This is a genomic window from Oikeobacillus pervagus (assembly GCF_030813365.1).
GTDB lineage: Bacteria > Bacillota > Bacilli > Bacillales > DSM-23947 > Oikeobacillus > Oikeobacillus pervagus.
In genome coordinates, this window is the sequence record NZ_JAUSUC010000014.1 from 21,393 (window position 1) to 36,808 (window position 15,416).

The 15,416-nt window shown below is 38.1% G+C and carries 13 protein-coding genes; 12 read left to right on the plus strand and 1 reads right to left on the minus strand.

Going from position 1 to position 15,416, the window contains the following annotated elements:
- Positions 1 to 48: 48 nt before the first annotated feature.
- Entirely contained in the window at positions 49 to 1,758 is a 1,710-nt protein-coding gene (locus J2S13_RS07200) for an Rqc2 family fibronectin-binding protein (protein WP_307257064.1), read from the minus strand.
- Positions 1,759 to 2,103: 345 nt separating this feature from the next.
- On the opposite strand from J2S13_RS07200, the gene J2S13_RS07205 reads away from it, so the two are divergent.
- The 12 genes from J2S13_RS07205 (at position 2,104) to J2S13_RS07260 (ending at position 15,409) form a co-directional block, all read left to right on the plus strand.
- Entirely contained in the window at positions 2,104 to 4,782 is a 2,679-nt protein-coding gene (locus J2S13_RS07205) for a calcium-translocating P-type ATPase, SERCA-type (protein WP_307257065.1), read from the plus strand.
- A gap of 176 nt (positions 4,783 to 4,958) precedes the next feature.
- Complete coding sequence (locus J2S13_RS07210) at positions 4,959 to 5,837, plus strand: YicC/YloC family endoribonuclease (protein ID WP_307257066.1); 879 nt, start codon at positions 4,959 to 4,961, stop codon at positions 5,835 to 5,837.
- A 52-nt stretch (positions 5,838 to 5,889) separates the two neighbouring features.
- Positions 5,890 to 6,159 carry an extracellular matrix/biofilm regulator RemA gene (gene remA / locus J2S13_RS07215; protein ID WP_307257067.1) on the plus strand — a complete coding sequence of 90 codons (270 nt, stop codon included), beginning with the start codon at positions 5,890 to 5,892 and terminating at the stop codon, positions 6,157 to 6,159.
- A gap of 2 nt (positions 6,160 to 6,161) precedes the next feature.
- Positions 6,162 to 6,776 (plus strand): guanylate kinase, encoded by a 615-nt coding sequence (gene gmk, locus J2S13_RS07220; protein ID WP_307257068.1) that lies wholly within the window; start codon positions 6,162 to 6,164, stop codon positions 6,774 to 6,776.
- 3 nt (positions 6,777 to 6,779) lie between these two features.
- Entirely contained in the window at positions 6,780 to 7,007 is a 228-nt protein-coding gene (gene rpoZ, locus J2S13_RS07225) for a DNA-directed RNA polymerase subunit omega (protein ID WP_370873979.1), read from the plus strand.
- Positions 7,008 to 7,151: 144 nt separating this feature from the next.
- The gene (gene coaBC, locus J2S13_RS07230; RefSeq protein ID WP_307257069.1) at positions 7,152 to 8,366 is read left to right on the plus strand and encodes a bifunctional phosphopantothenoylcysteine decarboxylase/phosphopantothenate--cysteine ligase CoaBC; all 1,215 of its coding nucleotides are present in this window, start codon (positions 7,152 to 7,154) and stop codon (positions 8,364 to 8,366) included.
- The gene (gene priA / locus J2S13_RS07235; RefSeq protein WP_307257070.1) at positions 8,363 to 10,771 is read left to right on the plus strand and encodes a primosomal protein N'; all 2,409 of its coding nucleotides are present in this window, start codon (positions 8,363 to 8,365) and stop codon (positions 10,769 to 10,771) included. Before coaBC ends, priA begins: the two co-directional genes overlap by 4 nt.
- Before the next feature lie 22 nt (positions 10,772 to 10,793).
- The gene (gene def, locus J2S13_RS07240) at positions 10,794 to 11,279 is read left to right on the plus strand and encodes a peptide deformylase (protein ID WP_307257071.1); all 486 of its coding nucleotides are present in this window, start codon (positions 10,794 to 10,796) and stop codon (positions 11,277 to 11,279) included.
- On the plus strand, positions 11,276 to 12,232 hold the full coding sequence (gene fmt, locus J2S13_RS07245) for a methionyl-tRNA formyltransferase (protein WP_307257072.1): 957 nt from the start codon (positions 11,276 to 11,278) through the stop codon (positions 12,230 to 12,232). The genes def and fmt overlap by 4 nt, the downstream gene beginning before the upstream one ends.
- Entirely contained in the window at positions 12,222 to 13,559 is a 1,338-nt protein-coding gene (gene rsmB / locus J2S13_RS07250) for a 16S rRNA (cytosine(967)-C(5))-methyltransferase RsmB (protein ID WP_370873980.1), read from the plus strand. The genes fmt and rsmB overlap by 11 nt, the downstream gene beginning before the upstream one ends.
- 2 nt (positions 13,560 to 13,561) lie before the next feature.
- Positions 13,562 to 14,653, plus strand: a complete 1,092-nt coding sequence (gene rlmN, locus J2S13_RS07255) for a dual-specificity RNA methyltransferase RlmN (protein WP_307257109.1) — start codon at positions 13,562 to 13,564, stop codon at positions 14,651 to 14,653.
- Positions 14,654 to 14,659: 6 nt separating this feature from the next.
- Positions 14,660 to 15,409: a Stp1/IreP family PP2C-type Ser/Thr phosphatase gene (locus J2S13_RS07260; protein WP_307257110.1), complete on the plus strand. Its 750-nt coding sequence runs from the start codon at positions 14,660 to 14,662 to the stop codon at positions 15,407 to 15,409.
- Positions 15,410 to 15,416 lie beyond the last annotated feature (7 nt).

Below are 15,416 nucleotides of genomic sequence, written 5' to 3' on the forward strand. Positions count from 1 at the left end.
CTGTAAAAAATAAGGAAGGGGATGCTCCCTTCCTATTTTTTGTTACAGTTATTCATGTTTCATTTGTATAACAGTATCCGGATTTGGAGTAACATATATGGTTTGTTGATTTTCATAGATCACAAACCCAGGCTTTGATCCACTTGGTTTTTTAACATGTCGGACTTTAGTAAAGTCTACTGGCACAGAACTAGAATGTTTTGCTTTACTAAAATAAGCGGCCAAATTCGCGGCTTCCAGTATCGTTTGTTCTGTCGGGTCTTCATTTCGAATGACAACATGACTCCCAGGTATATCTTTCGTATGAAGCCATATTTCATCACGCCGGGCAAATTTATTCGTTAAATAATCGTTTTGTTTATTATTTTTCCCAACAAAAATAAGAGTTCCATCACTTGATAAATAGGTTTCAAGAACGGGTTTATCATTTGGTTTTTTTCGTCTTTTTTGTACCTTTATTTTTATATACCCTTCTTCAGCTAACTCTTCACGAATTTCTTCGATGTCCTTAGGAGAGGCTGATTCCAATTGTTGAAGGATATGATCGAAATAGTCGATTTCTTCATGAGTTTTTTCGATTTGTTGCTGAACAATTCCTTGGGCATTCTTTGCCTTTTGATATTTTGAAAAATAAATTTGGGCATTTTCCGATGGTGTTTTTTGTGGATTTAATGGAATTGTCATTATTGCACCATTCTCATCGTAATAATTGACCACCTCGATCGCTTCCATTCCTTTTTTTACAGCGTAAAGGTTTGCGGTCAATAATTCTCCACTTAATTTGAAATGATCTGCATTTTTAGCCTCTTCTAACGTTTTTCTTAGTTTCTTTAATTTTGATTGATTTTTTTCCAGCTCATTTTTTATGAGACGTTCTAAATCATGTGCTTGCTGTTTTACTCGATCTCTTTCTGCTTTTCCAAAATAAAACCGGTCTAACATTTCATTGATAGAATGAAATGATCTCTTTTCACCATTTAAATGGGCTATTTCACTAATATAAAATACTTCTTTTGTGCCTGTATCTACAATCGTGGGATTGAATTGCTGCCTTTTAAAAGGCTGAATGGCCTGAAGAAAGGCTTTCGGTAATGTTTCCTGATTGGCGAGACCACTTCTATGAACAATCTCTTTCGCGAATAAAGGAGATAAACCGGAAAATCTGTTCACAAGTTGCCGATCTAATTTTCCATTATTAAAATCAATGTTTTTCTTGATTTCGTCTTCCGTTGCCTCTAAAGGATTTGCTTTATTTTGCGCTGGTGGGAAAACATATTTTTGCCCAGGTAAAATGGTACGAAAACTATTCACTGCAGCAGGTATATGTTTAATACTATCCAAGATCATTGCTTTTTCTTTATCTATTAAAATAATATTGCTATGTCTTCCCATGATCTCGATGATTAACTGTTTATATGAAATATCACCGATCTCATTTTTCCCCTTTAAATGAAAAATGACAATTCGATCTAAATCAATTTGTTGAATGTCCTCCATAATTGCTCCCTCTAAATGCTTTCTCATCATCATACAGAACATAGAAGGCTCTTTTGGATTTTCGTAGGCTTCATTCGTAATTTGAATGCGAGCATAGCTTGGATGTGCAGAAAGAAGCAGTTTATGATTTTTTCCTTGAGATCGGATGTTTAAAACAATTTCATTTTTAAAAGGGTGATGAATTTTATTAATTCTTCCACCTTGCAGTAAATTTTTTAATTCGAAAACCATTGCTTTCGTAAATAAACCATCAAATGACATATGATCGTCATCCTTTTCTAAGAATTTGTCGTATTTTGTCCATTGACCCACTAATCCATTTGCCTTACTGTAAAGGAAAAATAAGTTAATGGTTCCAATGGTAGCCAAGAAGCATCTTTTAATATTTTGACAACTGTAGCTATTTTCAAGATCATTTTAAAGTTTTTTCATGACTATTGTAAATCATATCATTTTTTACACTGAGACTGAATAATCTTGCTATGAAGGGACAACTTTGTTTTCCAAAAGATTGGCGGAAAACATCATTTTTTTGCGAATCCGTCTGGTACCAATTTTTAAACATCAAGGTGCTAGTGTTTTTCTTAGGGAGGGTGTGATGGTGGAATGAAGTTCCATGAGATGAACAAAAGAGATGTAGAAGATCATTTAAAAACGAATTTCCAAACAGGTCTATCAAGTCAAGAGGTCGAAAAGAAAAGGAAAAAGTTTGGATTCAATCAGCTTGAAGAAGGGAAAAAACAATCCGCAATATTACTTTTTTTCCAACAGTTTAAAGATTTCATGGTATTGGTTCTTTTAGCTGCGACCTTTATTTCTGGATTAATGGGTGAGTATATCGATGCCATTGCCATCATCTCGATTGTCGTCATCAATGGCTGTTTAGGATTTTTTCAAGAGAGAAAAGCCGAAAAATCGTTACAAGCTTTAAAAGAAATGTCTGCACCACAAGTGAATGTATTGCGTGATGGGCAATGGCTAAAAATCCCGTCAAAAGAAGTAACAGTTGGGGATATTTTAAAGTTTGAAAGTGGGGATCGAATCGGTGCAGATGTTCGAATTATTGAATCGGTGAATCTGGAAATCGAGGAATCTGCTTTAACGGGTGAGTCAGTACCTGTCACAAAGACTGATCATCCGATTCATGTCGATCATGTAAGCTTAGGGGATTTGGAAAACATGGCCTTTATGGGGACACTCGTTACAAGGGGAAATGGTGTAGGGGTTGTCACCGCTATTGGGATGAGCACCGCAATGGGACAAATTGCGGATATGCTCCAAAATGCTGAAACGATGATGACTCCTTTGCAAAGACGGTTAGAACAATTAGGGAAAATCCTGATCATATGTGCGTTATTATTAACGGTATTAGTGGTTGCAATCGGAGTGATGCAGGGCCACGATTTATATACAATGCTACTTGCAGGCGTGTCTTTAGCTGTTGCGGCCATTCCTGAAGGATTACCTGCCATCGTCACGGTCGCCTTATCGCTTGGCGTACAACGTATGATTCGTAAAAGGGCGATTGTAAGGAAGTTACCTGCTGTCGAAACATTAGGATGTGCTTCTGTCATTTGCTCGGATAAAACAGGAACGATGACTCAAAATAAAATGACGGTGACAAGTCTTTGGAGTGGTGGCGATACATGGAAAGTAACAGGAACAGGTTACAATCCAAACGGCCAATTTTATGCAGGGGAAAATGTCGTCCACCCGAGTGACGAAAAAAGTTTATATCAACTTTTAACATTCGGTTTACTATGTAATCATGCAGAGCTAAAAAGGAAAGAAGATGAATTCTATATTAATGGGGATCCAACTGAAGGGGCCTTATTAGTCTCCGCTTTAAAAGCGGGTTTAACTCGGGAAGGATTACGGAAGCAATTTACAATTGAAAAGGAATTTCCATTTGACTCAACTAGAAAGATGATGTCCATTATTGTGAAAGATTCGCATGGCAAAAGATTTGTGATTACAAAAGGGGCACCAGATGTCTTAACAGAAAAGAGCACGGCGATACTTTGGCAAAAACGATCGGAAGTGTTTACGTCAGAATACAAGCAAGAAGTACAAGCAGCAATAGAAGGGATGGCAGCTAATGCATTAAGAACGATTGCCGTTGCCTTTAAACCTCTATCTCAAGGTGAGTCACTCCAGGATGATTTGGAGATAGAAAAGGATTTAACGTTAATTGGCCTTCAAGGAATGATCGACCCTCCTCGTCCTGAAGTGAAAACAGCTGTTAAGGAATGTCGTGAAGCAGGAATTAAAACAATCATGATTACCGGCGATCACGTTATCACTGCGAAAGCGATTGCTTCTACTCTTGGAATCTTAAGAAAAAAAGATCAAGTTCTAGATGGCAAAGATTTAAATCAAATGTCATTAGAAGAATTAGAGGAGGTAGTAGAGAATGTATCGGTATTTGCCCGCGTCTCCCCTGAGCATAAGTTGAAAATTGTGAAAGCTCTTCAAAATAAAGGACATGTAGTAGCAATGACAGGGGATGGGGTCAATGATGCCCCCGCTATTAAAGCGGCTGATATCGGTGTAGCGATGGGGGTAACTGGAACAGATGTGGCAAAAGAGGCATCATCGCTCGTCTTAATGGACGATAATTTTGCCACCATTAAGTCGGCTATTAAAGAAGGTAGAAATATTTATGAAAATATCCGAAAATTTATTCGTTATTTATTAGCTTCAAATGTTGGAGAAATTTTGGTCATGCTATTCGCTATGCTACTTGCCCTTCCATTACCGCTCGCGCCCATTCAAATTCTATGGGTGAATTTAGTAACAGATGGTCTTCCTGCTATGGCCCTAGGGTTAGATCGCCCTGAGGAAAATGTGATGAAAAGGAAGCCTAGAAATCCAAAAGAAGGAGTATTTGCAAGGGGATTAGCATGGAAAGTAATTTCTCGTGGATTTCTCATTGGAATTACCACATTAATCGCCTTTATGATTACGTACAAACAAAACCCAGATCATTTGGAATATGCACAGACCGTTGCATTTGCCACCCTAGTACTCGCACAGTTAATCCATGTTTTTGATTGCCGAAGTGAAAAAAGTATTTTCTCACGGAATCCATTTGGAAATATGTATTTAGTTTGGGCTGTTCTTTCGTCGTTTATTTTAATGTTTGTGGTCATCTATGTCCCATCTTTACAACCAATTTTCCATACAGTATATATTGAACCGAGAGATTGGCTTCTCATTTTTGGTTTGAGTGCTCTACCGACATTTTTGTTGGCTGGGTCACTTTTTTCAAGAAAAACGAAATAAAGTATGATATAATCCAAAAGGTAGTAGGGGAAATCTCTATTACCTTTTATTTTATTGGAAATGATATCTTGCTTATTTTTAGTAAAGCATTGGGCAGGATTTATAAAATCAGTAAAAAATACTTTATTCCTCTTTTATAAAGGGAAAAGCTGTGAGAGATAGGAAGTGGTCGGCATATGGTTATGAGTATGACAGGTTTTGGAAGGGATAAGAAGCAATCTTCCAACCATGCGGTTACCGTGGAAATGAAAACGGTGAATCATCGTTTCAGTGAATTCTACATTCGAATGCCGAGACAATTAATGAATATAGAAGATAAAATAAAAAAAAGGTTAAATGAGTACATAAAAAGAGGGCGTGTGGAAGTCTTTGTCACCATTGAAGGGGGCGGGCTTGTTCATCATTCCCTACATGTTGACTGGGATTTAATACAAGAGTATTATCAGATCGTTGAAGAGATTAGCAGTAAGCTGAATGTCGTCAATGATGTTCAGTTAAAGGATATTCTTGCTCGTACCGATCTGATTACCATTGAGGAATTGGAAGAGGAGAATGAGGAGTTAGAACAATTAGTACTGGAAGCGGCCGAAGAAGCGGTAAAAAAACTGGTACATATGAGAAAAGCTGAGGGAAATGAATTGAAAAAAGATTTGCTCCTTCTTATGAAACAATTCCAATCCACCGTACAACAAGTAAAAAGTCATTCCCCAGTCGTTGTTGAACAATATCGAGAGAGATTAGAAAAAAAGATTAAAGAGCTTACAGATCACTTGATCGAGGATCAAAGTAGAATTTTAACCGAAGTGGCTATTTTTGCAGATAAATCAGATATTCATGAAGAATGTACAAGGTTAGAAAGTCATATCAGTCAATTTCTTCATACGCTTGAAAAAGATGAGTCTATTGGACGTCGATTAGATTTTATGATCCAAGAAATGAATCGCGAAGTGAACACGATCGGTTCAAAAGCAAATAGCTCAGAAATTGCCACGAAAGTAGTCGATTTGAAAACATGTCTTGAGAAAATGAGAGAACAAATACAGAATATCGAATAAGCGTGTTTTTTCTCTTTTTTAGTCAAGACATTATATTGATTGGGGGTGCCTCATGTCTATTAGGCTTATAAATATTGGATTTGGAAATATTGTTTCTGCAAATCGTATTATTTCGATCGTGAGCCCTGAATCTGCGCCGATTAAGAGGTTGGTTCAAGAAGCGCGTGAACGGGGAACACTAATAGATGCTACATATGGAAGAAGAACAAGAGCGGTGATCATGATGGATAGTGATCATGTTATTCTTTCAGCTGTCCAGCCGGAAACCGTAGCACAACGAATTGTATCAAAAGATGAATTAGAAGAGGGGCAGGGAAAATAATAATGAAAGAAGAAGGTTTATTAATTGTGTTGTCAGGGCCTTCAGGAGTTGGGAAAGGGACGGTTCGAAAAGAAATTTTTTCTCAACCTGACATAAACTTTGAATATTCTATTTCGATGACGACAAGACTTCCTCGTGAGGGAGAAGTGGATGGAGTAGATTATTTTTTTAAAACGAAAGAAGAATTCGAACAGCTCATTGCACAAGACAAGTTATTAGAATATGCTGAGTATGTTGGGAATTATTATGGTACTCCTGTTGATTATGTGAAACAAACATTAGCATCAGGAAAAGATGTTTTCCTTGAAATTGAAGTTCAGGGAGCAAAACAAGTTCGTGAAAAATTTCCTGAGGGGCTATTTATCTTCTTAGCTCCCCCAAGTTTATCTGAATTACATAGCCGCATTGTGAATCGGGGGACAGAATCCGATGAGTTAATTAGGGGAAGAATGGAAAAAGCTCGGAAAGAAATTGAAATGATGAATTTGTATGATTATGTAGTAGAAAACGATCAAGTAGAACATGCTTGTGAACGAATTAAAGCGATTGTTGTAGCCGAGCATTGTCGTTTAAATCGTGTACAACATCGTTATCATAAAATGCTGGAGGGAGAATAAATTATGTTATATCCATCTATTGATTCTTTGTTAACAAAAATTGATTCGAAATATTCACTTGTTAGTGTAGCGGCAAAAAGAGCTCGAAGATTACAAGATGGCAGTGAGAAGGAATTATTAGATTCTTATGTTTCTCATAAATATGTAGGGCGCGCATTAGAAGAAATTTATGCAGAAAAACTTACAATGAAGGAGAAAGATGCTAGTACGGTTTATTCAGATGAAGTATAACAACCTTTCATAGGTTGTTATTTTTTTGCTATTGATGTTCGTAAAATTCCAGAATGAACGGAAACGATCAGAAAAGTCATATAGTGAAAAAAACAAAGAAATGCTTCATAATGAAATAAAAGTTTAAAAAATGGGGGTTCATGCATGCTTAAGGGGAAGAAGATTTTATTATGTGTGTCAGGAGGTATTGCCGTTTATAAAGCAGCGGCATTAACGAGTAAGCTTACACAAGCAGGCGTACAAGTGAAAGTACTTATGACACCTTCTGCTCAGCAATTTGTAACACCTTTAACATTCCAAGCGTTATCAAGAAATGATGTATATACTGATACATTTGATGAGAAAGATTCAAAGGTCATTGCCCATATCGATCTAGCTGATTGGCCTGATCTTATTTTGCTAGCTCCTGCAACCGCCAACATTATTGGGAAACTTGCTAATGGAATTGCAGATGACATGATTACGACGACTATGCTCGCAACAAAAGCTCCTGTATGGATCGCACCAGCAATGAATGTCCATATGTATGATCATCCAGCGGTCAAGCGCAATATCGAGCAATTAACTTCCTACGGTTATCAATTTATTGAGCCGAGTGAAGGATATTTAGCCTGTGGTTACGTAGGGAAGGGCCGATTGGAAGAGCCGGAAAAAATCGTCGCCACCATGGATCAATATTTTTCGGGTACAATAAATAAACCTTTAAAGGGAAAAAAAATAGTCATTACTGCTGGACCAACTAGGGAATCCATTGATGCTGTTCGCTTTTTTACCAATCATTCCACAGGAAAAATGGGTTATGCATTAGCAGAAGCAGCCCGCGAATTAGGTGCGGATGTCACCTTAATTTCTGGGCCTGTATCCCTTTCTCATCCAGAGGGAGTCGAAATCCAAAAGGTGCAGAGTGCTGAAGAGATGTATCAAGCTGTCATGCAACGATATGATCAAGCTGATATTGTCATCAAAAGTGCCGCAGTTGCTGATTACCGACCCAAACAAACTTATGATCATAAAATGAAAAAACAAGACGGCGATTTGGTTGTTGAAATGGAACGGACAAAAGATATTTTAAAAACATTAGGTGAAAAAAAACAACATCAAATTTTAATTGGATTTGCGGCTGAAACAGACCATGTCGGTGAATATGCTATGAAAAAATTAAAATCCAAAAATGCCGATATGATTGTCGCGAATAATATCAAAATGAAAGGGGCAGGTTTTGGAGGAGAAACCAATATCGTTACCTTTTTTAAACAGGATGGGTCAAAGAAGGAATTAGGAATTCTTTCGAAAAAAGAGGTAGCTTATGAAATATTAAGGGAAGCGGTAGAAATATTGAAAAAGGAAGGGTCAAAATGAATATTGCGACCGTCGTTGTTGACGTTCCCGCGATGAATACAGATCGAGAGTATGATTATTTAATTCCTGAGAAATGGAGTGGGATGATCCAGCCTGGGATGAGAGTGAATGTTCCATTTGGACCGAGAAATGTACAAGGGTTTGTGACGGACATTAGAGATCATTCAGATTATGATTCTTTAAAAGCGATTGTGGAACCAATGGATATTCTTCCTGTTTTAAACCAAGAGCTTTTGCTACTAGGAGAATGGTTAACTGAAAAGACTTTATGTTTTAAAATTCAAGCATTTCAGGCAATGCTTCCGGCTGCGATGAGAGCTAAATATGAAAAGGTTTTTATTCCTCGAGACCAACAAGTATTGGAAAAACCTGAATTAAAGAAAATTTTCAATCAAAAAGGGGAAATTCCTTGGGATGTAGGAGAAAAGCTCAATTTATTAACATTATTAAAGCGAGAAGTGGAAGCAGGTGCACTTGAGCTTTTATATAAAGTGAAGAGTAAAGGAAAAAAACGAACTGTAAAAATGATTGGCACGGCCTTAACAAAAGAAGAACTTATACAGGCAGAAAAACAACTGATGGGGAACTCCACCAAACAAAAACGTGTTTTACAATATTTTATCGATAATGGTCCGGACATATGTATAAAGAAACAATTAATGCAGGAGACAGATGCCGGGGATTCAACGATTAAGTCTCTACTAGAAAAAGAATACTTATTTGAACGAAACGTAGAGTCCTATCGCGATCCTTATGAACATCATCATTTTGAAAAAACGACTTCATTCCCTTTAACAGAGGAACAAACCAATGCGATTTTACCGATTTTAGACGCCATTGAAAAAAAGCAACATGAAACATTCTTATTATACGGGGTAACGGGGAGTGGAAAGACGGAAATTTATCTTCAGTCGATTCAGCGTGTACTGGAACAAGGAAAAGAGGCGATTGTTTTAGTTCCTGAGATTTCCTTAACACCGCAAATGGTTCGACGTTTTAAAAGTAGGTTTGGAAATGATGTCGCAGCCCTTCATAGTGGTTTATCCGTTGGAGAAAAATACGATGAATGGCGGAAAATTTTACGGAAAGAAGTGAAGGTTGTCGTTGGTGCACGTTCAGCGATCTTCGCTCCTTTCGAAAATATAGGAATCATTATTATCGATGAAGAACATGAGACAAGCTATAAGCAGGAAGAAAACCCTCGGTACCATGCAAGGGATGTTGCGATCAAAAGAGGTCAGTTTTACCAATGCCCAGTTATTTTAGGGAGTGCCACCCCTTCACTTGAAAGTTTTGCAAGAGCGAAGAAGCAAGTTTTTTCATTATTAACTTTGAGAAAAAGAATGAATAATCAGGCATTACCATCGGTTGAGATTGTCGATATGCGTGAAGAGTTACGTTCCGGGAACCGTTCAATGTTTTCTACGAAGTTATTTGAGAAACTTCAAGATCGCATAAAAAAGAAAGAACAGACGGTTTTGCTTTTAAATCGTCGAGGGCATTCCTCTTTTGTGATGTGCCGAGACTGTGGGTATGTTGTTCAATGCCCGAATTGTGATATTTCCTTAACTTTTCACCGTTACTCGCACTCTATGAAATGCCATTATTGTGGCTTCGAATCTAGAGTCCCGAACGTATGCCCAGAATGTCAAAGCGAACATATCCGATATTTTGGGACGGGAACCCAAAAGGTAGAAGAGGAACTTCTGAAACTTTTACCTGAAGCAAGAGTGATTCGCATGGATGTAGATACGACAAGCAGAAAAGGGGCCCACGAAAAATTGTTACAACAATTTGGTGATGGAAAAGCGGATATATTATTAGGAACGCAAATGATTGCTAAAGGCCTCGATTTTCCTAATATTACATTGGTTGGCGTCTTAAGTGCGGACACAACGCTACATATTCCAGACTTTCGATCCTCGGAAAAAACATTCCAATTATTAACCCAAGTAAGTGGCAGAGCAGGCAGGCATGAGTTACCTGGTGAAGTGGTCATTCAGACCTATACTCCAGAACACTACAGTATTGAACTTGCAGGTGAACAAGATTATGACCGATTTTACCAAAAAGAAATGATGGTAAGAAAACTTGGGGGGTATCCACCCTTTTATTATGTAGCTCTTATTACCGTAAGTCATGATGAGGTGATGACAGCTGCTTCTGTTACAGAAAAAATCACAAAATTCATTCGCCCTCATTTATCAGACAAAGCGATTATTCTTGGTCCTGTTGCTTCTCCAATCCCGCGGATCAATAATAGATATCGATACCAATGTTTGATAAAATACAAACGTGAACCAAAACTAAATGAGACTTTAAGGAAGGTTATGGAACATTTTGCTACATCCGGCAAAAAACATATACAAGTTGCGATTGATGTGAATCCATATATGATGATGTAAAGAGTGTAAAGGAGGAGTTAGTTTGGCGAAATTACCTATCGTCATGCATCCGGCAGAAATATTGGAGACGAAATGCAAGCCGGTGCTTGATTTTGATAGAAATTTAAAAAAGCTTATAAAGGATATGCATGAAACGATGATCGAAGCGGATGGCGTGGGACTCGCAGCTCCGCAAATTGGGTTAAATCTCCAAGTGGCCATTGTCGATATTGAGGATGACCACGGAATGATCCCGCTTATTAATCCAGAAATAATCGAATCATCAGGGGAACAATTAGGATTAGAAGGGTGTCTTAGTTTCCCAGGGGTATACGGCGAAGTAAAGCGATTTTCTTATGTAAAGGTCAAGGCGCGTGATTTGAAAGGACGCTATTTTATTATAGAAGCGGAAGATTTCTTAGCTCGAGCCATTCAACATGAAATCGATCATTTACAAGGAATTCTTTTTATCTCAAAAGTTGAAAAATATGTGGATGAAAAAGAACTAGAAAGGTATGAACAAGTATGATCAAGATTGTTTTTATGGGTACACCGGATTTTTCCGTTCCGATTTTGCAAACGTTAGTTCAGGACGGCTATGAAGTCCAAGCAGTGGTCACACAACCGGATCGTCCAGTAGGGAGGAAGAGAATCTTAACACCTCCACCTGTCAAAGTAGAGGCAGTGAAACAGAATATTCCTGTCTTACAACCGGAGAAAATGAAAGGTTCAGAAGAAATGCAACAAATCATTGATCTAAAGCCTGACTTGATTGTAACAGCTGCTTATGGTCAAATTTTGCCAAAAGCTTTACTAGATTCGCCGAAACTAGGTTGCATTAATGTCCATGCTTCACTCTTACCTGAACTACGTGGGGGGGCTCCCATTCATTATGCCATTTTACAAGGGAAGAAAAAAACCGGTGTGACGATTATGTACATGGTTGAAAAATTAGATGCAGGCGATATGATTAGTCAAATTGAAGTGCCAATAGAAGAACAAGATCATGTTGGCATCTTACATGATAAATTAAGTGAAGCTGGCGCTAAACTACTATCTGAAACATTGCCGAAACTAATCAATGGGGAAACGACTCCGACCCCGCAGGATGAAAAAGCGGCCACTTTTGCTTTTAACATCAAACGGGAAGAAGAAAAGATCGATTGGTCTAGAACAGGGGAAGAAATCTATAATCATATTCGTGGATTACATCCTTGGCCAGTGGCCTATACGACACTTGATGGAAAGGTAATGAAGATTTGGTGGGGAGAAAAGATGGTGGCAAAAGAAAATCCATCCCCAGGCGAAATTATCGCCATTGAAAAAGATGGGCTGATCGTTTCAACAGGGAATCAAACGTCAATCAAAGTAACAGAGCTTCAACTTGCTGGGAAAAAACGCATGAAAGCGGAACAATATTTAAGAGGATCGAATTTAGAAGTTGAAGTTGGGAAAAAGTTAGGGGACAATGATGAAAAATAGAAAAAAGTTGGTTCGTGAAGTGGCTCTAGACATCCTGGAGGCGGTTGAAAAGCACCAATCTTATAGTAATTTATTGCTTCATTCGGCCATTGAGAAAAACGCCATTACAGGACCGGATATCGGACTGTTGACCGAGTTAACATATGGCACTATACAAAGAAAATACACCCTTGATTATTATCTTGCTCCTTTTTTGAAGAAAAAAGTGGAACCATGGGTAAGGGAAATATTACGGCTTTCATTATATCAAATCGTATTTTTAGATAAAATTCCTGACCGGGCTGTTATTTATGAAGCAGTCGAAATGGCGAAAAAGCGTGGGCATAAAGGCATTGCAAGCATGGTAAACGGTGTATTAAGATCAATCCAGAGAAAAGGAGTCCCTTCCTTAGAACTTATTGAGGATCCGGTTGAAAGAATTTCAATTGAAACAAGTCATCCGCAATGGCTTGTGCGCCGCTGGTCAGACCAATTTGGTTTAGAGCGGACTAAAACAATGTGTGAAACCAATTTAATTGCTCCTACTCAAACGGCTAGGGTAAACTTAACAAAGGCGACGAGAGATGAAGTAATCGAGTTACTGCGTCAAGAAGGATTTCAGGTAGAAAAAAGTGAAATGATTCCAGAGGCTGTGCACATATTAAGAGGAAATATGGCTCGTTCAACTGCTTTTCAGAAAGGTTTTTTAACTATACAAGATGAGAGCTCGATGATTGTAGCCTATGCTCTTCAGTTAGAAGAACATATGAAAGTATTAGATGCTTGTGCGGCTCCTGGAGGGAAGACGACACATCTAGCAGAAGTGTTAAATAATACAGGGGAAGTATACGCTCTCGATTTGCATCAACATAAAGTAAAGTTAATAAAGGATAATGCAGGCCGATTAGACTTAACGAATATTCAAGTAAGATCAACCGATAGTCGAAAAGCGAATAAACTCTTTCCAAAAGAAAGCTTTGATCGGATTTTAGTTGATGCTCCTTGTTCAGGTTTGGGTGTTGTGAGAAGAAAACCAGATATTAAATATACAAAACAAGAAAAAGATTTGCGCTCCCTCCAAAAAGTACAATTGGACATTCTGTCAGCAGTGGCTCCGTTGCTGAAAAAAGATGGGCTTCTCGTATATAGTACATGTACAGTGGATCGAGAAGAAAATGAGGGAACAATTAAACAATTTCTTGAAAATGAAAGAGAATTTGAGCCTGAAATGTTAACCACATTACCTGAGCCCATTCAATCTTTAACAACTGGACATTTTGTGCAAATTTTCCCCCAAGATTTTGGCGGGGATGGATTTTTTATTAGCAGCTTTAGGAAGAAGGTGTAATGATGGAACAGCCAACGACAACAAAGAAAAAAACAACCAATGAACCAAAACAACCTTCCATTTATTCATTACAATTACAAGAATTAAAAGAATGGTTGCAAGCTCAAGGTGAAAAACCGTTTCGTGCGGAACAAATTTTTGAATGGCTTTATCAAAAAAGGGTCACAACATTTGAAGAAATGTCGAATTTATCGAAAGCATTACGGCAAAAACTAAGCGAACACTTTACATTGACTACTTTAAATACGATTATTGAGCAGACATCAGCAGATGGAACGATCAAATTTTTATTTGAACTACATGATGGATACTCGATTGAAACGGTTTTAATGCGTCATGAATATGGCAATTCTGTATGTGTAACCACTCAAGTTGGTTGCCGAATTGGCTGTACATTCTGTGCTTCAACTTTAGGGGGATTAAAACGGCATTTGGAAGCAGGAGAAATTGTGGCACAAGTAGTAAAAGTTCAACAAGCATTAGATAAAACGGACGAGCGTGTCAGCTCAGTTGTCATTATGGGAATTGGCGAGCCATTTGATAACTATGATGAAATGCTAACGTTCTTAAAAATTATTAATCATGATAAGAGTTTAAACATTGGGGCAAGACATATCACCGTTTCGACAAGCGGAATCATCCCGAAAATTTATCAATTTGCGGATGAAAATATGCAAATTAATTTTGCGATTTCGCTTCATGCACCAAACAATGAGTTGAGAACCAAATTAATGCCGATTAATAAAGCCTATAAGCTTCCTGACTTAATCGAAGCTGTAAAATATTATACAAAGAAGACAGGAAGACGAGTGAGTTTTGAGTATGGCCTATTCGGTGGTGAAAATGATTCAGTTGAACATGCGATAGAATTGGCCCATTTAATTAAAGGATTAAAATGTCATGTCAATTTAATTCCGGTCAACTATGTACCAGAAAGAAATTATGTTCGCACCCCCAAAAAACAAATTTTTAAGTTTGAAAAAACATTAAAAGATCATGGGATCAATGTGACGATCCGCCGTGAACAAGGATCGGATATCGATGCAGCATGTGGTCAACTTCGTGCAAAAGAACGGAAAGAGGAAACGAGGTGATTTATGATGGAGTCTGCCTTTAAAACGGATAAAGGGAGAATTCGCCAGCATAATGAAGATCATGGAGGAGTTTTTGAAAATTCCTCCCGTGACCGCCTTGCCGTCGTTGCAGATGGCATGGGCGGGCATAATGCTGGAGATGTAGCGAGCAACATCGCGATTGATCAGCTACAATCAAGCTGGGAAAAAGTGGAGTATATCTCATCACCAGAAGAGGCTGAAGAATGGCTAAAACAGGCGATCGAAACAGTTAATAGACAAATCTTCTCCCATTCGAGAGAAAACATTGAATGCCAGGGGATGGGGACTACTTTGGTCGCCGTCATAAGTACAGACCGATTTTGCACGATCGCTCATATTGGAGATAGCCGCTGCTATATATTAAATGAAAGTGGATTTACATTACTGACTGAAGATCATTCCTTAGTCAATGAGCTAGTTAGAACAGGACAAATTTCAAAAGAGGCTGCAGAACATCATCCTCGCAAAAATGTTCTGACTAGAGCACTTGGAACGGAGGAACAGGTGGTAGCCGATTATCGCACGATTTCATTTGAAGCGGGTGATTATTTACTACTTTGTTCAGATGGATTGTCAAATAAAATGACAGATGAAGAAATGGCGTTAATATTACAGATGGATCTTTCATTATCGGATAAAGCAGAAAAATTAGTGAATTTGGCAAATGAAAACGGTGGAGAGGACAATATTACCATTGTGATCCTTCAGCAATCAGCTGATTGTGAAAGTGGGTGATGGATAA